Annotated in this window: 18 protein-coding genes and 2 pseudogenes; 10 read left to right on the top strand and 10 right to left on the bottom strand. The window is 69.3% G+C overall.

Annotation, left to right across the window (positions count from 1 at the left end; translation table 11 throughout):
* Window positions 1-215: 215 nt before the first annotated feature.
* Both ACIQ6Y_RS20070 and ACIQ6Y_RS20065 read right to left on the bottom strand, forming a co-directional pair.
* A complete protein-coding gene (locus ACIQ6Y_RS20070; protein WP_404040516.1) occupies window positions 216-2,048 on the bottom strand; it encodes a cholesterol oxidase substrate-binding domain-containing protein in 1,833 nt (610 codons plus the stop codon).
* Window positions 2,049-2,273: 225 nt separating this feature from the next.
* Complete coding sequence (locus ACIQ6Y_RS20065) at window positions 2,274-3,005, bottom strand: flavodoxin family protein (protein WP_404040513.1); 732 nt, start codon at window positions 3,003-3,005, stop codon at window positions 2,274-2,276.
* A gap of 295 nt (window positions 3,006-3,300) precedes the next feature.
* Between ACIQ6Y_RS20065 and ACIQ6Y_RS20060 the strand changes: the two genes are divergently transcribed.
* On the top strand, window positions 3,301-4,641 hold the full coding sequence (locus ACIQ6Y_RS20060; protein ID WP_404040509.1) for a jacalin-like lectin: 1,341 nt from the start codon (window positions 3,301-3,303) through the stop codon (window positions 4,639-4,641).
* A gap of 243 nt (window positions 4,642-4,884) precedes the next feature.
* On the opposite strand, the pseudogene ACIQ6Y_RS20055 reads toward ACIQ6Y_RS20060, so the two are convergent.
* Window positions 4,885-5,241: pseudogene (locus ACIQ6Y_RS20055) on the bottom strand (SsgA family sporulation/cell division regulator); the annotation flags it as partial.
* Between the two features lie 479 nt (window positions 5,242-5,720).
* The gene (locus ACIQ6Y_RS20050) at window positions 5,721-6,608 is read right to left on the bottom strand and encodes an RNA polymerase sigma factor (protein ID WP_404040506.1); all 888 of its coding nucleotides are present in this window, start codon (window positions 6,606-6,608) and stop codon (window positions 5,721-5,723) included.
* A 154-nt stretch (window positions 6,609-6,762) separates the two neighbouring features.
* Here ACIQ6Y_RS20050 and ACIQ6Y_RS20045 point away from each other — a divergent pair, with 154 nt between their 5' ends.
* The gene (locus ACIQ6Y_RS20045; protein ID WP_404040503.1) at window positions 6,763-6,966 is read left to right on the top strand and encodes a hypothetical protein; all 204 of its coding nucleotides are present in this window, start codon (window positions 6,763-6,765) and stop codon (window positions 6,964-6,966) included.
* A gap of 25 nt (window positions 6,967-6,991) precedes the next feature.
* Here ACIQ6Y_RS20045 and ACIQ6Y_RS20040 read toward each other — a convergent pair whose 3' ends face one another.
* The gene (locus tag ACIQ6Y_RS20040) at window positions 6,992-8,140 is read right to left on the bottom strand and encodes an endonuclease/exonuclease/phosphatase family protein (protein WP_404040500.1); all 1,149 of its coding nucleotides are present in this window, start codon (window positions 8,138-8,140) and stop codon (window positions 6,992-6,994) included.
* A gap of 95 nt (window positions 8,141-8,235) precedes the next feature.
* Between ACIQ6Y_RS20040 and ACIQ6Y_RS20035 the strand changes: the two genes are divergently transcribed.
* Window positions 8,236-9,261 carry a LacI family DNA-binding transcriptional regulator gene (locus ACIQ6Y_RS20035; protein ID WP_404040497.1) on the top strand — a complete coding sequence of 342 codons (1,026 nt, stop codon included), beginning with the start codon at window positions 8,236-8,238 and terminating at the stop codon, window positions 9,259-9,261.
* Window positions 9,262-9,388: 127 nt separating this feature from the next.
* On the opposite strand, the gene ACIQ6Y_RS20030 is transcribed toward ACIQ6Y_RS20035, so the two are convergent.
* Window positions 9,389-12,163, bottom strand: a complete 2,775-nt coding sequence (locus ACIQ6Y_RS20030; RefSeq protein WP_404040494.1) for a glycosyl hydrolase — start codon at window positions 12,161-12,163, stop codon at window positions 9,389-9,391.
* Window positions 12,164-12,512: 349 nt separating this feature from the next.
* Between ACIQ6Y_RS20030 and ACIQ6Y_RS20025 the strand changes: the two genes are divergently transcribed.
* The 5 genes from ACIQ6Y_RS20025 to ACIQ6Y_RS20005 all read left to right on the top strand — a co-directional run bounded on the left by ACIQ6Y_RS20025 (window position 12,513) and on the right by ACIQ6Y_RS20005 (window position 19,022).
* Window positions 12,513-13,811: an ABC transporter substrate-binding protein gene (locus ACIQ6Y_RS20025; RefSeq protein ID WP_404040490.1), complete on the top strand. Its 1,299-nt coding sequence runs from the start codon at window positions 12,513-12,515 to the stop codon at window positions 13,809-13,811.
* 80 nt (window positions 13,812-13,891) lie between these two features.
* Window positions 13,892-14,854, top strand: a complete 963-nt coding sequence (locus ACIQ6Y_RS20020; protein WP_404040487.1) for a carbohydrate ABC transporter permease — start codon at window positions 13,892-13,894, stop codon at window positions 14,852-14,854.
* Entirely contained in the window at window positions 14,851-15,750 is a 900-nt protein-coding gene (locus tag ACIQ6Y_RS20015) for a carbohydrate ABC transporter permease (protein WP_404040484.1), read from the top strand. The genes ACIQ6Y_RS20020 and ACIQ6Y_RS20015 overlap by 4 nt, the downstream gene beginning before the upstream one ends.
* A gap of 240 nt (window positions 15,751-15,990) precedes the next feature.
* Complete coding sequence (locus ACIQ6Y_RS20010; RefSeq protein WP_404040481.1) at window positions 15,991-17,394, top strand: GH1 family beta-glucosidase; 1,404 nt, start codon at window positions 15,991-15,993, stop codon at window positions 17,392-17,394.
* 218 nt (window positions 17,395-17,612) lie between these two features.
* Window positions 17,613-19,022: a polyprenyl synthetase family protein gene (locus tag ACIQ6Y_RS20005; RefSeq protein ID WP_404040478.1), complete on the top strand. Its 1,410-nt coding sequence runs from the start codon at window positions 17,613-17,615 to the stop codon at window positions 19,020-19,022.
* 381 nt (window positions 19,023-19,403) lie between these two features.
* On the opposite strand, the gene ACIQ6Y_RS20000 is transcribed toward ACIQ6Y_RS20005, so the two are convergent.
* Together ACIQ6Y_RS20000 and ACIQ6Y_RS19995 are read right to left on the bottom strand one after the other, a co-directional pair.
* Complete coding sequence (locus ACIQ6Y_RS20000) at window positions 19,404-19,979, bottom strand: antibiotic biosynthesis monooxygenase (RefSeq protein ID WP_404040476.1); 576 nt, start codon at window positions 19,977-19,979, stop codon at window positions 19,404-19,406.
* A 996-nt stretch (window positions 19,980-20,975) separates the two neighbouring features.
* Window positions 20,976-21,365: a hypothetical protein gene (locus ACIQ6Y_RS19995; protein WP_404040475.1), complete on the bottom strand. Its 390-nt coding sequence runs from the start codon at window positions 21,363-21,365 to the stop codon at window positions 20,976-20,978.
* Window positions 21,366-21,735: 370 nt separating this feature from the next.
* On the opposite strand from ACIQ6Y_RS19995, the gene ACIQ6Y_RS19990 reads away from it, so the two are divergent.
* Together ACIQ6Y_RS19990 and ACIQ6Y_RS19985 are read left to right on the top strand one after the other, a co-directional pair.
* Window positions 21,736-22,266 carry a GNAT family N-acetyltransferase gene (locus tag ACIQ6Y_RS19990; RefSeq protein ID WP_404040474.1) on the top strand — a complete coding sequence of 177 codons (531 nt, stop codon included), beginning with the start codon at window positions 21,736-21,738 and terminating at the stop codon, window positions 22,264-22,266.
* Between the two features lie 490 nt (window positions 22,267-22,756).
* Window positions 22,757-23,308, top strand: coding sequence for an NUDIX domain-containing protein (locus tag ACIQ6Y_RS19985; RefSeq protein WP_404040472.1), 552 nt, complete (start codon window positions 22,757-22,759; stop codon window positions 23,306-23,308).
* A 173-nt stretch (window positions 23,309-23,481) separates the two neighbouring features.
* Here the strand turns inward: ACIQ6Y_RS19985 and ACIQ6Y_RS19980 are convergent.
* Both ACIQ6Y_RS19980 and ACIQ6Y_RS19975 read right to left on the bottom strand, forming a co-directional pair.
* Window positions 23,482-23,659, bottom strand: a pseudogene (locus ACIQ6Y_RS19980) (transposase); the annotation flags it as partial.
* A gap of 137 nt (window positions 23,660-23,796) precedes the next feature.
* Window positions 23,797-24,291 carry a GNAT family N-acetyltransferase gene (locus ACIQ6Y_RS19975; RefSeq protein WP_404040469.1) on the bottom strand — a complete coding sequence of 165 codons (495 nt, stop codon included), beginning with the start codon at window positions 24,289-24,291 and terminating at the stop codon, window positions 23,797-23,799.
* Window positions 24,292-24,341 lie beyond the last annotated feature (50 nt).

Below are 24,341 nucleotides of genomic sequence, written 5' to 3'. Positions count from 1 at the left end.
GCCGTGTCAACGCACGGGACAGATGAACCGACGGCCCCGCTCACCGGGCGGCCGGTCGCCGAGCCGGACGCCAAGCGTGGCGGCGGGAGGCCGGATACCCGGCGTCGCGGCGAGAAGTCGGGCACCAGGCGTGGCGGCGGGAAGTCGGACACCTGGCGTCGCGCCAGGAAGTCCGACGCTCAGGCGTCGCAGCAGAAACCCGACTGCCTTCCGGCTCAGCGCAGCAGCGTGTCGAGGAAGGGGCTGGACAGCACGCGGTGGGGGTCGAGCCGGTCGAGAGTCGCGACGGCCTCGTCCCAGCCCGGGCCGCCTCCGGCGCGCTGGCTGTCGGGGATGTGGCGGGTGAGGACGTCCGGGTCGGCCCATGCGGCGGTGTCGGTGTAGGCCCAGCCCTTGGACCACTCCGCCCGAACGGTGGCCCGGTCCCCGTCCAGGGTCAGGAGGAACTGCTCGATGTCGCGGTAGAAGCGGTTGAGGGCGGGTGTGGCCGGCAGGGAGAGGACATCGATCCACACGGCCGTGTCGACGTCCGGCCGGTCGGGGCGAGGCCGCACGGCGGACAGCAGAGGGGGCCGCGCACCGGGGACGCCGCACACGGACGGCTCCTCCAGGCCGGTCACCCGGATCTCCACCTGGCCGTTGACCGGGTACTCGCCGCGTGCCGCGTACTGGGCGAGCAGGGTGCGGTAGAAGTCGGCGAACTGGCTGACCACCCACTGCAGATCGGCGCGGCGGGTGAGCACGGCGTAGCCGTTGGCGGTCTCGCGCAGCGTGGTGGGCCTGATGTACTGCAACAGGTTGCGGGAGGCGCCCCACAGGTCCGAGCGCAGGCCGCCGGCCAGCAGGTGGGTGAGGACGTCGCCGGTCAGCACGTCCCGTACGAGGGTCCCCGAGAGCAGCACGTCGCTGATGTCGCCGGTCAGCGCCACCTTGGCCAGCAGGGCCTGGACCTGCCCGAACAGCGGCGCGCTCGCCCAGGCCCCGGAGACCAGGTCACCGGCCAGCCGGGCCACCGGCTCGGGGAGCGAGTCGGAGAACGGGTAGTTGTACGGCCCGTCGACCGCGCGGGAGGCGGCCGGCCGGGTCGGGGCGACGCTCCAGACCTTCAGCCACGGGTGGTCGGTGAAGGCGAACCAGATCGCCTCCACCCGGCCGGTGCGGTCCACGAAGCCGGCCAGGGTCCGTGTGCCGGCGGAAGCCCCGGGAGCGGCGAACAGTTCGGTGGCGGGGATGTCCACGAACGACTGGCAGCGCAGGTTGTGGTCGGTGCCCACTCGCAGGACGGCCTCGGTGACCAGCGAGCGGCCGAGGTGCGTCAGGAGCGCGTCGCAGTCGGGCTCGGCCCGGCCGACGGTCCGCAGGACGTAACGGCCGACGCCCGCGTCCCAGACGACCGCGGTCAGCTCGGTGACCAGGTTGCTCAGTGAGCCGTAGCCATGGCCGGGTGACGGGCTCTCGCCGGCGGCGGGGAGGGCCGTGCCGTGCGCGCCGACGGCCAGCGCGCCGCCGACCGAGAGATCACCGGGTGCCGGTGCGGCGGTGACGCCGTATCCGCCGGCCCCGGCGAACGCCAGCAGCGTCTCCAGCGAGGCCCCGGCCTGGACCCGTACCGCGGCCGACCCGTCGCCGGCCTGCTGCTCCAGCGACATCGCGGTCAGGTGTGCGGTGGTGTCCAGCAGGACGACCCGGGCCGCGGCGGGCGTGCCGTCGGCCACGGTCAGGGGAGACCAGCCGTGGCGTCGCCCTTGCGCGCGCACCGTCCAGCCTGCGCCGTGGGCCCAGTTGACGACGTCGAGCACCTCCTGAGGGCTGCGCGGCGCGCAGGTCCACAGCTGATCTGTACGGATCTCGCCGACCCAGTTCTCATAGACGCGTTGGTGGACGTCGACCCCGGCAGGGAAGCCCGGCGGCGGCGCCGAGGCCGCGTGGGCGCTGTCCGGCCCGACCAGCCCGCGCAGCAGCCAGCCGGCGCCGCCTGCGACGGCCGACGAGGCCAGCAGCCTGCGTCGCGACAACCCTCCGCCTCGGTTCGAAGAACCGTCCGTCATCCCCGCAACCCCTCCGCTTGCTCGCTCCGCATGAGCCCCGTTCGGCAGGCCGACCACGCACGTTACGCACCGGTGAGGGACCAGCCGTCGTACGTTCGCTCGATTCACGCAAACGGGTGAATGTCCCCGTCAACCGGCTTCTCCCGGGAACTCCTGCCGTAGGGGCGCTCGGCCGCTCACGCTTCGCCGGGCGCGTGGCGAAGTCCTTGCGTTCGCCGGGGCGGGTCAGCGGTGTTCGGGGTTGTCCGCGCCCGGGCGGCAGCCGGCGTCCCACTGCGTCCGCTGGTTGCCGTGGGCGGGCACGCCACCGGACCGCTTGAGCAGCGCGGCGAGGTGCATCAGGTTCCAGGCCATGAAGGAGGTGTTGCGGTTGGTGAAGTCGTTCTCCGGTCCGCCCGAGCCCGGGTCGAGATACGAGGGTCCAGGGCCGGCGGCGCCGATCCAGCCCGCGTCCGCCTGGGGCGGGATCGTGTAGCCCAGGTGCTGGAGACTGTAGAGGACGTTCATCGCGCAGTGCTTCACGCCGTCCTCGTTGCCGGTGATGAGGCAGCCCCCGACACGGCCGTAGTAGGCGTACTGGCCCTGCGAGTTGAGGAGACTGGAGCAGGCGTAGAGGCGCTCGATCACCTTCTTCGTCACGGAGCTGTTGTCGCCGAGCCAGATGGGCCCGGCGATGACCAGGATGTCCGCAGCCATCACCCGCTCGTACAGCGCGGGCCACTCGTCGCTCGCGAAGCCGTGCTCGGTCATGTCCGGGTAGACGCCGGGCGCGATGTCGTGGTCGACGGCCCTGATCTCGGACGTGGTGACCCCGCACGACATCATGATCTCCGCGCTCTTGTCGATCAGCCCCTGAGTGTGGCTGAGCTGCGGGGAGGGCTTGAGGGTGCAGTTGATGTAGAGGGCGGTCAGGTCGTCGAAGCGGTACGGGGCTTCGGTGGAAGGCGAGGCTGTCATGGTGGCAGCGTCTCGCGCGAAGTCCGGTTCGCCCGGCTTCGACGCGCCCCGTGGAAGAGCCGCGGCTGGAGCTTCGTCGTGGCGTCCGCGAGCGGGTCGAGTCTGAGCAGGCGGCGCTGCTCGCCGTGCACATGTGGGAAAGCGCGGGCGAACTGACGCCTTGATCGCGGCATGCGCGGGGTGAAGAGCATCCGAATTCGTTCCCAGACTGGTGTAACCCGCAGTAACGTCCGGCATGTCCATGTCCATGTCCATGTCCGTGCCTCTCCGCCTCACCCCCAGGAGACATTCCCCCATGCGCAGACTCCTCGCCTGTCTGGCCGCGACCGCGGCCGTTGTCGGCGGGCTCACGATGTCCGCCCCGCCCGCGGCGGCCGCGGACTCGGGCACGTTCAGCGTCCTCACCTACAACGTGGCCGGCCTCCCCGAGAGCCTGTCCAGCGCCCCGACCCCACGGGAGCCGAGCACCACGGCCATCGGACAGCGCATAGCGCCGTACGACGTCGTGCACGTCCAGGAGGACTTCAACTACCACGCCCACCTCTACGCCGCCGACACCGCGCACCCCTACCGCACCCCCACCAGCGGCGGCGCCGGCATCGGCAGCGGGCTGAACACCCTGTCGAAGATCTCCTACGACGCGGACGACTTCGAGCGCGTGCGCTGGGACTCGTGCCGGCTGGACTCGGGTGACTGCCTGACACCCAAGGGCTTCACGTTCCAGCGCGAGCGCCTCGCCGAGGGTGTCTACGTCGACTTCTACAACGTCCACACCAACGCCGGCACCACCGACGGCGACCTCGCCTCCCGCGCCGACAACCTCGACCAGCTCACCGCCTTCATCAAGACCCACTCGGCGGGCAACGCGGTCGTCGTCATGGGTGACACCAACACCCGCTACACCCGCACCGGCGACACGATCGCCGAGTTCGCCGCCGCCAACGGCCTCACCGACGCCTGGGTAGAGCTCGTTCGCGGCGGCACCCCGCCCGCCAAGGGCAGCCCCGCCCTGGTGTGCGACCAGAGCGGGACGACGGTGCCGCCCACGTGCGAGGTCGTCGACAAGGTCCTGTACAGGAGCAGCAAGCTCGTCTCGCTCAGCGCCACGTCGTACGGCAACGAGCACGCCAAGTTCCTGACGAGCGACGGGCTCATGCTCTCCGACCACGACCCGATCACCGTCGGCTTCTCCTGGTCGCGCGACTCCGCCTTCCAGCTCAGCGACCAGTTCGGCGGGCCACACGGCGACTACTTCACGGACATCGACAGAGTGTCGGCGGGCGCCCGCGCCACCACGATCGCCCTGCGGGCCGGCTCCCGCGTCGACCGGCTGAGCGTCACCCTGACCAACGGCACGACGCTCGCGCACGGCGGCACCGGCGGCACGGCCGCGTCACTGGCCCTCGGCAGCGGCGAGTACGTGACGAGCGCGTACCTGTGCCAGGGCGGGAAGGACGGCCGTACGCGCATCTTCTACGCCAGTTTCACAACCAGCCTCGGCCGCACGCTGGCCGGCGGGACGACGACGTCCGACTGCGTGACGCGCACCGCGCCCTCCGGCTGGCAGATCGCCGGATTCCACGGCCGGGCCGGCGCCGAGATCGACAAAATCGGCTTCATCTATACCCGGCGCTGACGCGCCAGGTCTGCCGTACGGCCGTGGGACCACTCTGTGCCCGTCATCCCACGGCCGTACCGCCCCCTCCGCCGTGGCGGATCAAGGATGGTCGGGGCGTTTCTGGTTCTCGAGGAGTTGGTCGGGCTCGGCTCGGTGGTCGGGGCTGTCCTCGTGTTCGTCCTGCTCACTCACCGGGTCGATGGCGGTGTCGGGCCTGCTCGCTGTGTCCCGCCTGTTCAGTGCGGTGAGTTGGAACAGCTCGTCCACATCGACGTGGCGCCTCTCGTCTCCGGGTGCCACCAGGTCGTTCGTGCGTCGGAGGAACTTCTGCAGCGCTGCCCGGGGGGCTTCCAGCAGTGCTGTTCCCTCTGGGGATTGGAGAGTGATGAAGACGACCTCCCTTCCGACGGAGACAGCGGGCCGGATCTTCACGTCCATGACGCCTGCGGAGGTGCGGAGACCGGCCGTGAGGAGCTCACGAGAGAAGACCCAGTGCACCAGTTCGTCTGGTGCCGTTCGGAACCATGCCTCGATGGCGTAGGGGTCCGACCGGCGGTAGCGCAGCTTCGCCGGCACGGGCGCCGAGGAACTGTTGGAGACGACCAGCCGCATGCTCATCTCGCAGGTCACCTCGGAGGCGTCAGGACGTTCCTTGCGCTCCGGCTGCTCTTCGGCGCGTCGGCGTCGCTGCTCCAAGTAGCTGCGCAGCAGAGTGCCCAGTTGTCCCGCCACCTTGCGTACGGGTTCAACTTCCCCGGCGCTGTGGGGCGGTGCATCGGTGGGGACGCCCTCCTCGAGTTCGGACAACCGCCTCTCGATGCGCTCCCGTACCTCGGCGCCGGTGCGAGCACGCAGTGCCGCCGCCCCTGGTGTGCTGAGCGAGGACTGCTTGAGCAAGGTCGCGAAGTCGGGGCCGGTCACGCCGCCCGCGTGTCCGCTCCTTCCTCCGGCCTCTCGGTCCATGCGCTCTTGCAGTTCCGTGAGGTGTTCCAGGCACGCACGCACGCTCGGGCGCAGCTCTTCGGGGGCGAGCAGTTCCGCCTCCTGAATCCTCGCGATGGCCTCTGCGACCCCGTCTGCGAGGCGTTCTTCCCGCTTCACGCGTCCTCCCTGCCGTCCTGCGCCGTCGAGGGGGTCAGTTGCTCTTCCTGGCCGTCATGCTGCGGCCGGTTCTTTCTCAGCCGGGACATGCGCATCGCGACGGCCGCCGCCGACAGGTCGAGGAACTCGCCGATCTCTTTCCTCGTGTAACCCCTCAGCATGAGGAAGAGAGCGGTGCGCGTGGTCTTGTCCTTCACCTCCGCGAGCAACCGCTGCACAGCGTCATGACCGATCGCCTGGCTCTCGGGTTCCTCACTTCGATGACCTGCGACATCCTGCAACGCGTTCATGCCGTCCGGGTCACACGGTGGGCGCCGGGCGCGCTCCGAAGCCCAGCGGTCGTAGACCCCGGCGAACTCGCCCAGGACGGCACCGACGAAATAGGTCTTCAGGGACGCGCCGCCGTCCGGGCGCCAGCCGGTGCCGGCACGTGCGCTGCGGCGGTAGAGGTGCAGGGCCCGCGCGACGACCTCACAGACGAGCTCCTCCCGCTCGTCCGGATCGGTGCGCAGCGTTTCCATGTCCTGCAGCGTCCGGGGTGTCCGAACAGGCCGGCCCCGGTCGGCGCACAAGGTGAAGATTTCCCCCGTATAGAGCCAGTTGGTCACAATGGGATAGGCGTACTCGGTCAACGCCCGCGCGAAGAGATTCCAGGCCGGGCCGTCGAAGTGTGCGGCTGCCAGGGCTTGATGTACGGCTGCATCGTCGGCTGCTCTCTGGCTCGTTTCGTCGGCGGATTTGTCCGCGAGTCGGGCGACAGCGGCGGCATTCTCTTCGATCTGCACCCTGAAGAGCGGGGATTCGGGAATGTCGGTGCCGACGCGTGCAGCCGGCAGTTGTTGGGCCCCCAACGGTGGAGCCCCGTCGAACTGGTCGTCGGGCATGCCTCTCCCTGCGAACCGATGCGGTCACGTGCTGAGAGCGTTGTAGGGAGGGGTGGGGCCCGTGGATAACGCAATCCTCAGAAGGAATCCCCGAACGTGTGAAACCACCGCCCGGATGTGATGCGCCGGCCGCGGCACCCCCTACGACAACGGCATGACTCAAACCCTCGTCACCGCCACGACCGGCCTGCTGGCCTTCCTCGTCGCCATGGAACATGTGCCGCGTTCTCTCACCCGCTTGATCCAGGCCTGCATCCCGCTGGTCAAGGCGTGGAGGGAACTGACTGGAGCAACCGAGCAAATAGAGTCGGCCCAGGACCCTTCCGAGCCGGAACCAGAGCCGCGCCGGCCTTCCTGATCGAGTGCTGCGCGGTGCTGCGGGGTCAGTCGAAGTCGAAGGTGGCGACGAAGGGGGCGTGGTCGGACTCGGGGTATTTGATGTCGGTGGCGAAGGCGATGGAGTCGTCGTGGAGGATCTCGTTGTGGATCTCTGAACCGCGGTAGTGGGCGAGGAGGTTGCGGGTGACGAGCATGTGGTCGATCATCTGGCCGCGGCCGTGGTGGAAGAGGGTGTAACGGGCCTCGCCGGGGATGGTGTGCTCGATGGGGATCAGGACCCGGGTGGCGAGTTCGCTGTTGTTGGTGTCCTCGACGTTGCCGCAGATGGCCAGAACCGGGACTTCTTCGGGTTCGGCATTGAAGTCACCGGCGACGATGATGCACGCGTCCGGGTCGTCGTCGAGGATCTGGTCGATCAGGCGCCTGACTTCCAGCGCCTGGCTCATGCGCTTCATCGACGAGACGAAGCTGCCTTCTGCCCAGCTGTCGGCGCTGCTCCAGATGTCCTCGTGGAGACCGGTCAGCCGACCGGGGATGTCGCTGGGGATCTTGGATTTCAGGTGCACGTTGATGACGTGCAGCAGGCGTCCGGGGGCTGCGTGGTCGATGTCGATCTGTGCGTGCAGGATGGGCCGCTCGACACCGATCGCGATCGGTGCTGCATCGGGTGGGTTGGCGGTGAGCCGCTGGTAGTGGGGCTCGTTGACCAGGTCGTTCTTCAGCTGCTGATGCTTGATGACCGGCAGATGGGTGGCGATGACAAGGTTGCGGACGTCGAAGACCGCGTCGTTCGCGGGCTTGGTACTGGTCAGGGACGCGCCGTCGAGGTTCGTGCCGGCGAGCAGTTCCTTGAGCGCGAGCAGGTCGCGCGGCTGCCCGGGACGCTCTTGGCCGTGGACTTCCTGGAAGCAGGCGATGTCCGCCCGCAGCCGCGTGATCTGCGGTTTCATCAGCGCGATGCGGTCGGCCAGCAGCGGGCGCACGCCCGCGGCAGGCTCGTCGAAGTTCTCCAGGTTGAACGTGGCAATCCGGATCTGCGTCACAGGTACCCCAAAGCTCGCCGCGATGTGAATACACAGAGTAGCGAGTCGGAACTTAAAGCAGCGAGGGCTCTTCCCTGGGCGGCCCAGGTACGCCTGGATGGTCCCCCGTGTCCGCCCACCCTTGGGAGCGCTCTCAAAACGCCGCCGCATGCGTCTATTGTGGTGCGCACAGATCCATGTCAGCCCCGCGGCGGCCCACCGCGGAGGGATCGCAGTTGCAGACGCACACAGGAGGAGCGCCCGCCTTGCCCGAGCAGACCGTGAGGCCTCGTCCCACGCTGGAAGCCGTCGCGGCACGCGCCGGCGTGTCCCGTGCGACGGCCTCCCGGGTCGTCAACGGGGGCGCGGGCGTGCGCCCCGCACTGGTCGAGAAGGTGCGCCGGGCGGTCGAGGAACTGGACTACGTGCCCAATCACGCGGCCCGCACCCTGGTCACCCGGCGCAACGGTGCGGTCGCGGTGATCATCGCGGAGCCCGAGTTCCGGGTGTTCGCCGACCCGTTCTTCGAGCAGCAGGTACGGGGAATCAGCAGGGAGCTGACGGCACGCGATGTCCAACTGGTGCTGCTGTGGGCGGAGGGCCCCGGCGATCACGAGCGGATCGCACGCTACCTGGGGGGCGGGCACGTCGACGGCGCGCTCGCCTTCTCCGTGCACGACGACGACCCGCTGCCGGCCCTGATCGCCCGGACCGGGGTGCCGGCGGTGCTCGGGGGCCGTCCCGTGGGGAGCGAGAACCTGGGTCTTCCGTTCGTGGACTGCGACAACCGAGGAGGCGCCCGGGACGCGGTGCGACATCTGATCTCCCTGGGCCGCACGCACATCGCGCACATCACGGGTCCGCGTGACCAGACCTCGGCGACGGACCGTATCAACGGCTACCGCGATGTCCTGGTCGACGCCGATCCGCTGCTGCTGTGCGAGGGCGACTTCACCGAGGAGAGCGGCGCCCGCGCGATGGGGGAGCTGCTGGACCGGCGCCCCGAGATCGACGCGGTCTTCGTCTCCAACGACACGATGGCGATGGGCGCGCTGCGTACGCTGCGCGAGCGCGGAGTGCGGGTGCCGCAGGATGTCGCGGTGGTCGGTTTCGACGACATGGCCGCGGTGGTCCAGGCCGCGGAGCCGCCGCTCACGACGGTCCGCCAGGACATCGAGGGCATGGGCCGGATCATGGTCAAGCTGCTGATGCGTCTGCTGGACGCGCCGAACGAGGAGGTGCCCGCCTCCGTGATCACCCCGACGACGCTGATCCGCCGGGCCTCGGCCTGACCGGGCCGGGCCACCCCCGCCGGTCCCGGGCTGCTCCAGCGGCCCAGGGCATGCGTGTACGGCGACGACGGACGCCGGGCCCGAGGGCCCCGCGCCCGCCATCATCTGCCGGGTGCTGCCGTACGCGTCACTCGTAGGGGATGACCACCACGGACGTGTCCGTGCCGGTGCGCACCTGCGAGGCGGCGCTGCCGATCGCGTTCCACAGCTCCAGCCGTACGGTTCCGTTCGCCAGGTTGCCGAGGGTTCCGGTGGCCGACTTCAGGCCGGCGCCCTGGTTGTACTCCTCCCACCCGGTGACCGGGTCGGTGGCGAAGTACCGGTAGGTCTCGACACGGTCGAAGGTGCCGTCGCCGGTGAGGTCGTAGCTGATCCGGGCCTGGGGGGCGACCCCGACGGCCGTGCCGGAGTCGACCGGGAGCCGGAAGGCGGTCGTGGCGCCCGACTTCAGCTGTCCGTTGACGCCCGTGACCTGGTACACGAGCGGGTTGGTGGGCGTGCCGTCGTAGTTGCGGCCACCGGCGGAGGCGATCGTGTCGGCGCCCGCCGTGGCGCCGGTGGCGGTGGTCAGGGTGCCGCCCGTACGGAGCTGGAAGACGCTGCCGGTGGATGTCCCGGGGTCGCCGGTGCCCGTGTCGGCACCCGTGCCGGTCGCGGTGGACCGCGCGGGGACGGAGAGCGTCTTGCCGTCGGAGAAGGTGACCGTGCGGGCCGTGGAACCGTAGTTGTGGGCGGCGTAGGTGCGGACGCCGTTCTTGGTGAACACCGCGGAGGTGGGCAGGTCGCCGGTCACCGAGGGGTCGGGAGCGCCGAGCGCGTCCAAAGCCGTGATCCAGTGGTACGTGTGGGCCTTGGACTCGCCCTGCTCCGGGGTGTATCCGGCGTTGCCGGCGTCCCACTTCGACTTCGCGCCGGCCGGGTCGGCCAGCGACTGGAACTCCCAGAGGATGTCGCGCCATTCGACGGCGGGCCCGCCGTTCTCGCGCTCCAGCTCCGCGAGATTGCGCCGGATCGCGTCCTTGTCCCCGGCCAGGTGCAGGGAACCGCCCGCGGTCACGGGCAGGACGTTGATGCCGTGGATCTCCTCAGGGTTGGCGGTCCACCACGTGGAGTACGCCGCGCCGCTGCCCCAGACCATGCCGGCCGTGTCGTGGGTGAAGGTGCCGGGGAAAACCTGCTGGTCGGCGTCGAACCAGTACTGCGCGATGGCCTCGCCCTCGGTGGCGAGCAGATAGCCGCCGAGGTCGCGCAGGGCGGTGTTGCCGGTGGCCGAGCCCCACAGCACCAGCGCGGCGCTGAGGTTGGTGGACTCCGAGGAGGACTCCTGATTGTTGCCGGCGGCGAAGCCCTGGTGGCCGGAGGCCCAGCTGTGCCCGGCGTAGACGTCGAAGCCGCGCAGGAACGGGAAGGCGCTGTCGGTGCGGCTCGGGTTGGCGGCGTCGCGGATCAGGGCCTTGACCATGCCGCCCCAGGCGGAGTCCGCGGCCCAGGAGGCGTCGTACTGGGCGACGATCGCGGCGGCGTAGACGTAGTAGCCGTAGTGGAAGTGGTGGTCGTTGAGCTCGGCGTCGCTGCCGTAGGAGGCCGGGTAGCCGATGAGGGTCTTCCAGTTGGTGTCGTAGGAGAACTCGCTCGCCCCGCCCGCGGTGAACCACTCCTGCAGGCGGCCCTTGAGCAGGCCGATGAGCTTGTCGCGGACCGCGGTCTCACCGATCTGGTCGGCGAGCGGCACCAGTTGGGCGAGCTTGCCCAGCGCCTTGCCGGTCCAGTAGGTGTCCGTCGCCCCGGAGAACGGGTCGGAGGAGTTCGCGACCTCCGACAGATAGGCGCGCAGCCGGGAGGTGTCGACGGCGCTGGTCCTCGGCAGCGCGGGCAGGACCGGGGCGGCCTTCTGGCGGGTGGTGAAGGAGGCGCTCTCGCGGACCTTCATGGTGCCGCGGGGGGAGACGTAGGTGTACGCGGTGAGGGCGTCGGTGGTGTGGAGCCACTGATGCCGGTACAGGGCCTGGAGGGTGCCGCGTTCGGTGCCTTCCTTGGCCTCGGTGGTGAGCCTGTACGTGGCGCTGACCGTGTCGCCGGAGGTGCTCCAGTCGACCTGGGAGCCGGTGACGAAGCTGAAGGCGTACTTGCGGAACGTGGCGAGCGCGTCGGTGGAGGGCAGCACGGCGAGGGAGAAGTAGTCCTTGCCGCCGAGGCCGGCGGTGATCGTCGTGCCGGAGATGTTCCAGTCGGTGCCGGTCGGCGCGAAGAGGGCGTAGTGGTGTCCGCCGACCGTGATGCCGACGACGTTGCCCTGGTCGGAGAAGACGGTCGGCGTCGACGCCGTGGTGATCTGGGCGTTGCCGCCGGACCCTTGCGCGTACACGAAGGGCAGGCCGTGGCCGATGGTGGTCCGCAGGGTGCGGGTGCCGTCGGACCAGTAGGGGGTGACGGTCCAGTCGGACCAGGCGTCGGCCTTGGCGTCGGGGGAGTTCAGGCCGCTCAGCCCGAGGGTGAGGTCCCGCTTGTGGGCGTACTCGTACTGTCGGCCTTCGCCCACGACGGCCGGGCTGGTGGGGTAGCCGACCTCCAGTCCGCCGGAGACGGCCTGGTAGGTGAGGGGGTGGCCGTACATGGGCGTGGAGTACGGGTTGTCGCCGTAGCGCTGGAAGGCGAGGGAGGACCACCAGTCGTTGGTGGGTACGGGCTTGCCCTGGGCGGCCTGGGTGACCTTGGGGGTGACCGGCGCGCCGGTGTTGTTCGTGGGGCCGGTGGTGCCGGACGGGCGGGTGTCGGAGTAACTCCCGGCTCCTACGGGGACGGTGGCGGCCGTCGCCGGAGTCGCGGCCGGGCCGAGGCCCACGGCCGCCAGGGCGGCGGCCAGGACCACTGCGGCCGTCGGCCGTGGTCGGGGAGCTGGCATGGGGAACACCTCATGTCGTCGAGAGGGACGGGCTCGTCAGTGGCAGGCCGCGGCCAGGGACACCGGGGTGCCCCTGGCCGCGGCGGAACCGCGCTGGGGAGAGTTTGAGAACCCGGCCTGAGAGCGCTCTCAGGTGGCCGAAACGTAAGACTCCTGTAATCGGCTGTCAATACATCGCGCAAGGCGAGGCGTCTATGGGGGTATACCGGAAATTCCGGTGTGTCGCCGCTTCGTTATCTCTTCAAGTCTTGACGTGGCAGGTCTGGTGCGGGCACGCTCCACCCACGTTTTGAGAGCGCTCTCAAGAACCGTTCGGCGCTCGTTCCACCAGGAGCCAAGGAGGCTTCCCATGCCCATAGCCCGAGCCGCCAAGAAGGGCACCGTCCGACTGGGGGCGGTGGTCCTCGCCGGGGCCCTCCTCGCCGCCTGCGGAGGTTCGTCGGACGGCGCCTCCAGCGCCGACGGAAAGGTCACCGTCACCGTCGACCTCTTCGGCTCCTTCGGCTACAAGGAGGCCGGGCTCTACGCCGAGTACGAGAAGCTCAACCCCGGCGTCACCATCAAGCAGACCGACACCGAGGACGAAGCCGACTACTGGAAGTCCCTCCAGACCCGCCTCGCGGGCGGCGGCGGCCTCGCGGACGTCCAGGCCGTCGAGGTGGGCCGCATCGCCTCCGTCACCCAGCAGCAGGCCGACAAGTTCGAGGACCTGCGCGAGTACGGCGCGGACCAGCTCAAGAGCGAGTTCGCCGAGGCCAAGTGGGCGGCCGCCACCGGCGCGAACGGCGAGGTCCTGGGCCTCGGCACCGACGTCGGCCCCGAGGCCATGTGCTACCGCACCGACCTCTTCGCCAAGGCCGGCCTGCCCACCGACCGGGCGGAACTGGCCCAGAAGTGGTCCACCTGGGACGGCTACCTCCAGCTCGGCAAGCAGTACAAGAAGAAGGCCCCCGGAAAGAGCGCCTGGCTGGACAGCGTCGGCAGTCTCTTCTCCGTCATGATCGGCCAGGAGCAGGAGCGCTACTACGACGCCTCGGGGAAGCTGATCTGGGAGACCAACCCGGCCCTGAAGGAGGCCTGGAACACCTCGGTGGAGGCCGCGCAGAGCGGTCTGAGCGCCGAGCTCGACCAGTGGTCGCCGCAGTGGAACCAGGCCTTCGCCGCGGGGTCGTTCGCGACCCTGCCCTGCCCGGCCTGGATGCTCGGCTACATCAAGGGCCAGGCGGGGGAGACCGGCAAGGGCAAGTGGGACGTCGCCGCGCTGCCCGGCGGTGCGGGCAACTGGGGCGGCTCCTACCTCGCCGTGCCCAAGGCCGCCAAGAACAAGGAAGCGGCCTACAAGCTGATCGCCTGGCTGACCGCGCCCGAGCAGCAGGCCAAGCTCTTCCAGAAGCAGGGCAGCTTCCCCTCCGCCACGGGCGCCATCGAGAAGATCGCCGACGCGAAGGACCCGTACTTCTCCGACGCGCCGATCGGCCAGATCTTCGGTGACGCCGCCAAGGCCGCTCCCGTCCAGGTCCTCGGCATCCACGACCAGAACGTGAACCAGCAGATCACCAACGCCCTGAGCGAGGTCGAGCGCAAGGGCCTGGCCCCGGACAAGGCCTGGGAGAACGCCAAGAAGGGCGTCGCGAACATCACCGGCTGACCGGGAATCGCCGGCGGGCCGGCACCACCCGGCCCGCCGCACCCCACGCACCCCGCTCCGACCATTCGAAGGGCCGCACCGTGACCCTCACCGCCTCCGCCCCACCGGCCTCACCGAAGCAGGCGGCGCCGCCCCGGCCCCACGCCGCCCGGCGGGCCTGGCAGAAGTTCTCGCCGTACGCCTACATCGCCCCGTTCTTCACCCTGTTCGCCGCCTTCGGGCTCTTCCCGCTCATCTACACGGCCTTCGTGTCGCTGTACCGGGTGGAACTGCAGACACCCGGCGACATGCAGTGGCGCGGTCTCGGCAACTACACCGCGCTGCTGTCGGACGACTACTTCTGGCTCTCGCTGCGCAACACGTTCACCATCGGGGTGCTCTCCACCGTCCCCCAGCTGGTGATGGCGCTCGGCCTGGCGCATCTGCTCAACTACAAGCTGCGCGGCCGGACTTTCCTGCGCACGGCGATGCTGCTGCCGTACGCGACGTCCGTCGCCGCGGCCACGCTGGTCTTCGCCCAGCTGTTCGGCCACGACTACGGCCTGGTCAACTACGTACTCGGACTCGTCGGCGTCGGCCCGATCGACTGGCAGACCGGCACCGTCGCCTCCCAGGTCGCCGTCTCCTCGATCGTCATCTGGCGCTGGACCGGCTACAACGCGCTGATCTACCTGGCCGGCATGCAGTCCATCCCCGCCGAGCTGTACGAGGCCGCCGAGATGGACGGGGCGTCCCGCTGGCGGCAGTTCTTCCATGTCACCCTGCCCGGACTGCGCCCCACCATCGTCTTCACCGTCGTCGTCTCCACCATCGGCGCCACCCAGCTGTTCGGTGAACCGCTGCTCTTCGAGGGCTCGATCTCCGGCGGCATCTCGCACCAGTACCAGACGCTCGGCCTCTACATGTACGAACAGGGCTGGGGCTTCTTCCACCTCGGCCGCGCCGCCGCCGTGGCATGGGTGATGTTCCTGCTCATCGTGGTGCTCGTCGGGCTCAACGCCCTTCTCGCGCGCCGCCGTTCCCGCAAGGAGGCCGTCCGATGACCGCACTGGCCAGCCCGCCGGCCGCACCCCCCGAGCACCGGATACGGCCACAGCGCCCGCGCCGCTCCCGGGCGGGCCGCACCATGCAGGGCGGAAAGCTCGCCTACGCCATCCTGATCGTCGCCGTGCTGATCTCCGCGTTCCCGTTCTACTGGACGATCGTGGCCGCCAGCCGCTCCAACGCCGACATGGCGCAGGTGCCGCCCTCGCTGCTGCCCGGCCCGAACCTGATGCGCAACTTCGAGGCGGTGCTGGACGAGGCGGACATCGGCAAGGCGCTGCTCAACTCCCTGATCGTGTCGGGCTCGATCACGCTGGGCACCGTGCTGTGCTGCACCCTCGCCGGGTTCGCCTTCGCCAAACTCCGCTTCCGGGGACGGGGCGCCCTGCTGGCCGTCACCGTGGGCACCATGATGATCCCGCCGCAGCTGGGGGTGATCCCGCTGTTCATGCTGATCGCCGAGCTGCAGTGGGTCAACCAGCTCCAGGCGGTGATCCTGCCGGGCCTGGTGTCGGCCTTCGGCGTCTTCTTCATGCGCCAGTACCTGGTCCAGTCGCTCCCCGACGAGCTGATCGAGGCGGCCCGCGTGGACGGCGCGTCCACCGCCCGGATCTTCTGGTCGATCGTCGTTCCTGTCGCCCGGCCCGGGATGGCCGTCCTCGGCCTGCTCACCTTCATGGCCGCCTGGAACGACTTCTTCTGGCCCATCGTCGCCCTGTCCTCCTCCGAGCCGACCGTCCAGGTCGCCCTGCGCCAGCTCGGCGGCGGTTACGTCCACGACCAGTCCGTGATCATGGCAGGCACCCTGCTCGGCACGCTGCCCGTGCTCCTGGTCTTCGGTCTGCTGGGCCGGCAGATCGTCGGCGGCATCATGCAGGGCGCCGTCAAGGGCTGATCCGCGCGGCGGTGACAGTCCGGCATCGGGGTCCCCCTGGGCGGCAGTCGCCGCCCCGTCAGTCCGGCATCGCGGGCCCCCGGGTAGCAGTCGCCGCCCCGTCAGTCCGGCATCGCGGGTCCCCAGGCAGCAGTCGCCGCCCTATCAGCCCGGCATTCAGTGCCGGCCCGTCCGCCGCACCCTCTCACCCCAGACCTCACACCCTTCTTCAGACCTCAACCCCTCTGGAGTCCCCTCCTCATGACCGCGCTCGACGCACACCCCGACAGCACCGCGATGCTCCGCTTCCCCAGCGCCTTCCGGTGGGGCACCGCCACCGCGGCCTACCAGATCGAGGGCGCCGCCGCCGAGGACGGCCGCACCCCCTCGATCTGGGACACCTTCAGCCGCACGCCCGGCAAGGTGCGCAACGGCGACACCGGTGACATCGCCGCCGACCACTACCACCGCCTCAGCGAGGACGTAGCCCTGCTGCGCCGCCTCGGCGTCACCGACTACCGCTTCTCCATCGCCTGGCCGCGTGTGCAACCCACGGGCCGCGGACCTGCCGTCCAAAGGGGCCTGGACTTCTACCGGCGGCTCACCGACGAACTGCGCGAGGCAGGGATCCGCCCGGTGGCCACGCTCTACCACTGGGACCTGCCGCAGGAACTGGAGGACGCCGGCGGCTGGCCGCACCGGGAGACGGCGTACCGCTTCGCCGATTACGCCGGCCTCATGGCCGAGGCGCTCGGCGACCGCGTCGCGACCTGGACCACCCTCAACGAGCCCTGGTGCGCGGCCTTCCTCGGCTACGGCAACGGCGTCCACGCCCCCGGCCGCACCAGCGCGCTCGCCTCACTGCGCGCCGCCCACCACTTCAACCTCGCGCACGGACTCGCCACCCGCGCCCTGCGGGCGGCCCTCCCCGCTCCCGCGGAGGTGTCCCTGACCCTCAACCTCCATGCCCTGCGCCCCCACACCGACGCGCCCGAGGACGTGGACGCCGCCCGCCGGATCGACGCGGTCGGCAACCGGATCTTCCTCGACCCGGTCTTCCACGGACGCCTCCCCGAGGACCTGGTCCAGGACACCGCCCCGATCACCGACTGGTCCTTCGTGGCCGACGGCGACCTGGAGACGGCCTCCGCCCCCATCGACTCCCTGGGCATCAACTACTACTCGCCCGCCGTGGTCGCCGCCGGTACGTCCGAGTCACCCTCCCCGTGGGCGGGCGCCGAACAGCACGTCCGCTTCGTGCCCGCCCCCGGCCCGCGCACCGCGATGGACTGGCCGGTGGACGCGGACGGCCTGCACGAACTCCTCCTGCGCCTGCGCGACGACCTGCCGGACACTCCACTGCTCGTCACCGAGAACGGCGCGGCCTACGACGACTACGCCGACCCCTCCGGCGAGGTCAAGGACCCCGAACGAGTGGCCTACCTGCACGCCCACCTGGCGGCCGTGCACCGCGCCATCGAGGACGGCGCCGACGTACGCGGCTACTTCCTGTGGTCTCTCCTCGACAACTTCGAATGGGCCTACGGCTACAGCAAGCGCTTCGGCATCGTCCACGTCGACTTCGCCTCCCAGCGGCGCACTCTGAAGTCCAGCGCCCGCTGGTACGCGGACGCCATCGCACGCAACGCCGTCCCGGCGCGGTAACCCGCTTCACCGGCGTTGCCGCCGGCTGCCGCCGTGGGCGTCCCTGGTGAAAGATCGTTCATGCGGTGAAGTCCCTCCGCTGAGCGGGTGACACAGCACAGGGGCGCCCGGTGACCTGCGGAGTCTGTTGATAGTCAACTGGGCGGCTGCCTTCACTCCGGACGCGGTGGGACAAGCGGCCATCGTCTGCCGTGCCGTCGTCGGGAAAGGGAAAGCCTGTGTCCTCCCAAGAGGATCTGCGTGCACTGTTCCGTCTGGACGAGCCCCGTTTCGTGGGCTGCTACGACCCTGCGAATCGCCGGACCGCTGATTTCGTGGATGGCTGTCTGGCGTTGCCGGACGGCTCGGACGCCCGCCGGGTGACCCCGCCGGCGGAAAACCTGACGGCGGAGCGGTTCCACCTGTACGGGGCGCTGGACCTGGGGGCGCTGCGGCAAGAGGTGGACGGGCCCTACCGCGAAGTGCACGATCACCTGGCCGCGATTCCGCTGTTCGGCTACAACGGCTCGGCGTTCAACGGGAAGCACAACGAGGCGTGGGCCGAACATCTCATGCGCAGCCTGTGGTCCCTGTCGTGGCAGCACCACTACGGGGCAGCGCTGGTGATCCACTTCTACCGGCGGATCACGCCGCCGGAGTATCAGAGCGCGGCGCACATGCGCCTTGTGTACGCGGTGGCAGCGGCAGCGGACTGGCTGACCACAGCCACGATCGTCATGGACGACTGGATGGACGGCGCACGCTTGCGCAACGGCCATGCAGCGTGGCATCTCCAGCATCCTCGGTCGTTCGCGAACGATGGTGTCATCGTGGTGGCCAAAACGCTGAACGTACTCTCGGCAGTGGTGCCCGACCGTCACCCGTTCAAGCGGGAGATGCGCGACCGCGCGGTACGGCAGGTCGCCCATTTCGCGAACTATTTCGCGTATCACTCGATGATGGATCTACGCCGTGCCGAAGCTTCGAGCGGGGGAGCGGGTCACTCCCCCCTGACGGTGGACGACATCACAGCGGACGACTACCAGTCGGTGGTGTTCAACCGTGCCACGGACTGGATCCACTTCCTCGTCGACATGAGCCGTCTGCTGGCCGGCTACGGGGCTCACCTGACCGACGGCGAGGTCTTCATGGACTATGTCGCGGGCGCGTCGACAGTCGGCTGTGTGGTGGACGACATCGTCGACGCCTCCACGGGCGAGGACCTGCGCTGCGGTGAAACGACGATCCAGCTCATTCTGGCAGTGGAAAGGGCGGAGGGACGGCTCGGGCCGATCGCGGCCGAAGACGCGGCGGACATCCTGCGCACGCTCAGGGACCACGTCGGAGTGGACACCGACACGGACGCCGAGGCGGTGCGTCGCATGTACGTCCGGCACGGGATTCCCGAACTGACGCTGGACTATCTGGAGGCGGTGCTGAACCGGGTGCCGCAACTGCGGCGAGCGGCCATGGAGGAGTGCGGCGCCCCGGGAGACCTTCCGGCCTTCATGCTCCACTGGCTGGCCATCGATCGCGGGGGAAACACGGAGCGTGCACAGGAGAGCGGTGAGCTTCTGGGACAGGAGCGCTTCCGGGACCTCCTCACGCAGCTGACACACGCCGACGAGGGACAGGCCACCCTCGTGTGAAGCCGCGCCGGACGGCCGGGGCCGAGCTACCGAGAGGTGCATGCCCAGGGCGGACAGCATCTCCTGTGGAAACCGGTGCCGGCCAGCGCGCCCGAGGGCACGAGCATCCGGGCGATGGACCGGGCGAGATGTCGCTCATATGGCGACCGCACCGGCTTCTCCGCGGTCGCCCCGGCCCTCGCCCGGCACCGACTCCACCCTGTACGACACCTCGTGCAGCTCCCTGCCGACCAGCCGCTGTTCACCGAATGTTCGGCGCGCTGACAGCACTCCCGCGCAGGAGCTGTCGCAACTCGGTGTCGGTCCGGCCATCCAGCCGCGCGCGGTCCCATGGCCCCCAGACGGCGTCAGCATCACAGCCTCGCGCGCTCGTCGTCAGCGCTATGAGGCGAGCCAGCGACGCAGCAACCTGCTCACGGCAGGCATCGCCGCGTACGTCATGAGCACGTTGAAGACGCAGGCCACGACCGCGCTGCTGAGCAGAACGGGGAGCGCGGTGAGGTGGGGCATGAGGAAGAGGCTGCCCAGCACGGAGACCGGGTAGATCGCCAGGGTCGCACTGATCGCCATCTTCCACCGCGGGGGCGCAGGCCGGGTCGAGCCGGGCTTGGCGAACCAGGTCTCCATGCCGGTCAGTTCCCGCCGGGCGACCTCGGTGTGGTGGTGCCCGTCGCAGTCGGCGAACCAGGCCGCCCGCTCGGGCGACTCCTGCCAGGTCCGGCATGCCTCCGCGTCCTGGAAACGGTGCACGAGGAACCATGGCGCGTCGCCGCCGGAGGAGCGGAAGAACCCGTACCCGAGGTGTCCGGGAAACGTGGCGGCGCACTCGAGGATTCCCCTCGCCCACCGCTCGAAAGCGGCTTCGTGGCCGGGCTCCACCCGGCGGGCTATCAGCAGGGTCACCTCTCCCGCGTCGGCGGGGACGGTGGTGTGCTCAAGGCTGACGGCGGTCAACATCCACTCCTCGTGATCTCACCGCGCCCGCCATCACTGTACCCGCGCCTGGCGCTGGCATGCCGCGGGGAAGATCGCTGCTTTGCCACGGACCTACCCCACGCCACCGGACGCCTGCAGCACCGCCTCCCGGGCACCGTGCTGCGCGACTACGGCTTCCACACTGCCGGATGCTTGCCGTTGTCGCCCGGCCACCGTCCAGCCCCTCCTCGGCATAGCCGGCCGGATCGGGCCTGCGCCATGGTGCGCACGGCCGGGGGCTTGGCCGCAGTAGCCGCCCTCAGGGTGGTTCGGGTGGCGGTGACGGCGACGGCCAGGGCGACGGGGACCAGCCGCGATGACCGTCCAGACCATCGACCGCGAACCCCCGACCACGGTCACGATGGGGACACGAAGCCCGTGGCCGGGGTCATGGTCGGCCCGACCGCCGACCTGACCGTGGGTCCGTATTGTGGCGGCTTTCGAGGCTCACCTCGTCACCCGCCGACGGATACGCGAACACTCCACTGCCGCACCCCGGCCGACACCGTGCACGAACGCGCAGAAAGACACCACCAGACCCGCGCCAGTGACCTGCGCATCGGCGCACCGAGCTCTGCGTGCGAAAGCATCGGGTTCCAGCTTCAGCACGTCATCAGCGACCGCCCCCTGCCGAGCCCGGTCCGCACCACCGTCGGAGCGATCACCGCCGCCCGGCTCCGGGCTGCACAGGCCTACCGACCGCCCGCCACCACGGCAGGCAGCGTGGCAGGACCCGCCACCGCGCTCAACCACCACCTCGTCCGGCGCCGCGCGCACGGTGAGCGAGGCGCCTTTCGGTGAGCCCACCAGGGCCGTGGACACCCGGCAGCATCGGAGCTATCCGCTCCCACGCCCCGCAGCTGTTAACTCACCCTGACCAGCCACAACATCAATTGTCAGACACGGCCTGGGTGATCAATTCCAAGGGGTGCCTGCGAGGGTGTGGGGTGGGCGGCGGCCGAAGCCACCGTGAGACGGTCAGGCGTCAGGGTCGACTTCGGGGTGCGTGAACCGCACGGGCTTGCCCAGCGACCGGGCGTAGGCGATTTCGGCTCGGGTGCTGTCTCCGATGTAGTCGCCGACTACGAGCACCTCATCAGCAAGCCGGATCTTCGCCCGGTGCAGATCGTCGAGTCGAACCTTCAGTGCCTCGGCCTCGACAGGATCAGACCAAAGTTCGTGCGGCGACTTCATGTCACAGCCCGGTTTGACGACAATCTTTCCGGCTTTGGTCTCCCGCAGATCGGCCTCGTTCATCTCGGTCATGAAGCGGGTTGAGCCGCAGATCACGACGATACGCGGGAGGTTCAACAGCTTCTTCGCGTCGGCGAGCTTCTCCTCGGGGGTGAGCAGATGCGGGTGCGACACTGGTTCCTCCTGGTGGTGTGCTCCAAGGGGTGCCTGCGGAGACGAGAAGGAGGGTATCCAAGGTCGTTTTGTGACGAACGACGTGGAGACCCTCGCGACAGCACCCTGTGCGACGACCGACGACATGCTGAAGGAGCCCGCTCACCGTCTGCAATCGACCGCAGCAGCGGCCAGCAGCTACCTGAGGGAGCGTCAATTCGGACCCTCGGACGACGTGGCGTAGGCGGTGGTTTCCCTGCGGTAACTCCGTGTCGGGGGCAGCTGAGCTGGGGTGCGGCGACCGTTGACCAGGCCGGGGGAGTTGTGAAGGGCGGTGCTGGGCCGGGATATTCGATGGTCGCCGCTTGTTGATGGTGGTCATACTGCCGCGATGGATCCAGTGACGCTTGAGACCGACCGTCTGGTGCTGCGGGCCTTCACACCTGCCGACGTGGATGCGGTGTACGAAGCCTGCCAGGACGAGGACATCCAGTTCTACACCCCCGTGCCGGTGCCGTACCGGCGTGCGGACGCGGAGCAGCTTGTCGGTGAGAAGCTTCCCGCTCAGTGGGCCGAGGACAGGGACTACACCCTCGGCGCGTTCCGCAAGGACACCGGCGCCCTGGTCGGCTCGTACTGCCTGACACTCATCAGCCGCGGCGTCTGGGAGCTCGGTTACTGGGCGGTCAAGGAACAGCGCGGACGCGGGTACTCGGTGGAGGCCGCTCGGGCCCTGTGTGACTGGGGCTGGGACACCCTCGACGTCCACCGCATCGAGTGGTGGGCCATGGCCGGGAACACCGGCTCGCGTGCCGTCGCCGAGAAACTCGGTTTCACCCTCGAAGGGACGCTGCGCAATCGGGGCATCGCCAACGACGGCAAGCCGCACGACTGGTGGGTGGGCGGACTGCTGAGGCCCTGATGCTCCTTCCGGTGCTTCGAGTGTGACCAAGAAGTGGGCCCGTGTGGCCTTGACCGTCCTGCCTTCTGCGGCGTCTCGCGTGCACATCTCGGCTCCATGATCGAAGAGTTGGCCGATCCGTGGCTCGCCCGGTGTGAGTCGGAGCTTCGTGAACGGCGTGGTGCCGAGCGGCAGCGGGAGGCCGGTGCCGGCCCGAAGCACGAGCTGGTCGCCAAGGTGCCTGGTGCGCCGAGGTTCAGCTGTTCAGAAGAGGGATCTTGCCCGTCTGCCCCCGAAGGGCTGTCGTCCCTCGAAGCGCGGCGTCGGGTGTTGAAGGTCGTCGGTGAGCATTTGGGGCTGCCACTGCCACCGCAGGTGATCGAGAACGGGCAGCTTCCTGCCGTGACCACCCGACCTCACCTCCGTCCTCCTGGTGACCGTGCTCAAGAAGCCGCCCCGATGTCCTGAGTGAGCCGCACTGATCTGGTCGTGTACGGAGAGCGCGAAGGGGATGTCAGTGGCTTCTGCGATCGTGTGCGTCGTGGATGAACTCGTGGAACGTGTTGACGCTCAGGACCGTGTGCTCGGGGTAGTCAGTCGGTGGGAGGCCGTTCGGGAGGGCTGGCTGCACCGAGTTGCTTCGGTGGTGTGCCGTGATGGGCGAGGCCGTTTTCTCGTCCATCGGCGTGCCGAGCAGCTGTCCCGTTTCCCAGGGCACTACGAGCTCGGGGTCGGGGGCGCTGCAGGAGTCGGCGAGTCCTATGAGCAGACAGCTGCCCGCGAGCTCAGTGAGGAGCTGGGAACGCCTGCGACAGTGTGCCTTCGGTTCAAGTTCCTCAACCGGGTCGGGCTCAGCCCTCACTGGCTTGGGGTGTGCGATGCAGTGCTTCCGGAGATCGTCGCCCCTGATCCGGGTGAGGTGGCCTGGCACGGGTGGCTGACGGAGTCCGAACTGCGGCGGGCTTTGCAGCAGTGGACCTTCACTCCTGATAGCCAGGAGATTTTCGATCGGTATCTCGCCTATCGTGCTGACCCGGCGCCTTCGCGGAACCGGTGCTCATGAGCTGAATCAGAGGGGCGAAGGTACTGGTCGTTCCGAGGTCCCTCGGGGTTGGGCCAGAGGGGGCGGGGACGCCCGCGAGGCGTTCGGCGAGGGCGGTGACCCTTCGAGGGCTTCGCGTTCGTCATCTGTGAGGTTGAGTTGTTCTGGCAGCGGGTCGACGCCGTCAGGTACTAATACTGGCGCTGGACGCCGACGGTGTGAGTGCCCTTCTTCACGTCCCCGGTTTCGTCAACCACTAGCATCTGCGCCCTCGTTGTGCAGATGCTCCAGGACGTACGCGTGCACGTCATCGCCCACGGCGTCGGCGTCCCATCGGGCCCGGCCGAGCAGGTGCTGCATGCTCCGGTTCATCAGGTCCTCGAACGCTTCCTGCCAGTGGGCAGGGTCTACGCTGTGCCCCCACTGCCGCAAGATCGTTAGCCGTCAAACAGCGATGATCAGCGGTGGCTGCAGCCTTCCCGCAGCCGGCCCACGAGCAAGATCAAGATCTATGGCTGGAGGTCGCGCTGGTACCAGGTGCCTGACTTGCCGCCGAGATCGGCCGGGGTGGCGGGGCCAACAGGGATGAACCCGGCCTTGGTCAAGACCTTCTGCGATGCGGCGTTGTCGTGTGAGGTGGCCGCCCGCAGCGTGCGCAGCCCGTGGCGCGCGGTCGCTATCCGGCACAGCTCCCGGACGGTCGCGGTCGCCACGCCACGGCCGGCGACCTGCTCCGCGACGCGGTAGCCGAGGCTGGCAGTGCCGTCCTCCAAGTCGTACAGGTTGAACCTGCCGAGTACCGAGCCGTCCTCGGCGACGAGCACGTAGAAGGCGCAGATGCCGGCCTCCTGTTCGGCCAGCAAGGCGTTGTGCCGGTCGGCGAACTGGTCGAAGAAGTCGTCGCCGCGGTCGGGGATCGAGGCAGCGAAGTAGGTGCGGTTCGCCAGCTCGAAGGCCAGGACCGCCGGGGCGTGGACGGCATGCAACTGCTTCAGCTCAGGCATCGCCCGACTCTATCCAGATCGTGCGCTGAGGCCATCTGAGTTTCCGCCAG

Source organism: Streptomyces sp. NPDC096205, assembly GCF_044763135.1.
In the GTDB taxonomy this organism is placed as follows: domain Bacteria; phylum Actinomycetota; class Actinomycetes; order Streptomycetales; family Streptomycetaceae; genus Streptomyces.
Note: the sequence above shows the minus strand (reverse complement) of the source record. Positions and strands in the feature narration are given on the sequence as shown.

What these genes read in the sequence shown, in the direction of transcription:
- ACIQ6Y_RS19975 (WP_404040469.1), bottom strand. Translation starts at nt 24,291, where the DNA reads ATGCCTGAGCTGAAGCAGTTGCATGCCGTCCACGCCCCGGCGGTCCTG.
- ACIQ6Y_RS20070 (WP_404040516.1), bottom strand. Translation starts at nt 2,048, where the DNA reads ATGACGGACGGTTCTTCGAACCGAGGCGGAGGGTTGTCGCGACGCAGG.
- ACIQ6Y_RS20040 (WP_404040500.1), bottom strand. Translation starts at nt 8,140, where the DNA reads ATGCGGCGGCGTTTTGAGAGCGCTCCCAAGGGTGGGCGGACACGGGGG.
- ACIQ6Y_RS20045 (WP_404040503.1), top strand. Translation starts at nt 6,763, where the DNA reads ATGACTCAAACCCTCGTCACCGCCACGACCGGCCTGCTGGCCTTCCTC.
- ACIQ6Y_RS19985 (WP_404040472.1), top strand. Translation starts at nt 22,757, where the DNA reads ATGTCAGTGGCTTCTGCGATCGTGTGCGTCGTGGATGAACTCGTGGAA.
- ACIQ6Y_RS20000 (WP_404040476.1), bottom strand. Translation starts at nt 19,979, where the DNA reads ATGTTGACCGCCGTCAGCCTTGAGCACACCACCGTCCCCGCCGACGCG.
- ACIQ6Y_RS20030 (WP_404040494.1), bottom strand. Translation starts at nt 12,163, where the DNA reads ATGCCAGCTCCCCGACCACGGCCGACGGCCGCAGTGGTCCTGGCCGCC.
- ACIQ6Y_RS20060 (WP_404040509.1), top strand. Translation starts at nt 3,301, where the DNA reads ATGCGCAGACTCCTCGCCTGTCTGGCCGCGACCGCGGCCGTTGTCGGC.
- ACIQ6Y_RS20015 (WP_404040484.1), top strand. Translation starts at nt 14,851, where the DNA reads ATGACCGCACTGGCCAGCCCGCCGGCCGCACCCCCCGAGCACCGGATA.
- ACIQ6Y_RS20065 (WP_404040513.1), bottom strand. Translation starts at nt 3,005, where the DNA reads ATGACAGCCTCGCCTTCCACCGAAGCCCCGTACCGCTTCGACGACCTG.
- ACIQ6Y_RS20010 (WP_404040481.1), top strand. Translation starts at nt 15,991, where the DNA reads ATGACCGCGCTCGACGCACACCCCGACAGCACCGCGATGCTCCGCTTC.
- ACIQ6Y_RS20025 (WP_404040490.1), top strand. Translation starts at nt 12,513, where the DNA reads ATGCCCATAGCCCGAGCCGCCAAGAAGGGCACCGTCCGACTGGGGGCG.
- ACIQ6Y_RS19990 (WP_404040474.1), top strand. Translation starts at nt 21,736, where the DNA reads ATGGATCCAGTGACGCTTGAGACCGACCGTCTGGTGCTGCGGGCCTTC.
- ACIQ6Y_RS20050 (WP_404040506.1), bottom strand. Translation starts at nt 6,608, where the DNA reads ATGCCCGACGACCAGTTCGACGGGGCTCCACCGTTGGGGGCCCAACAA.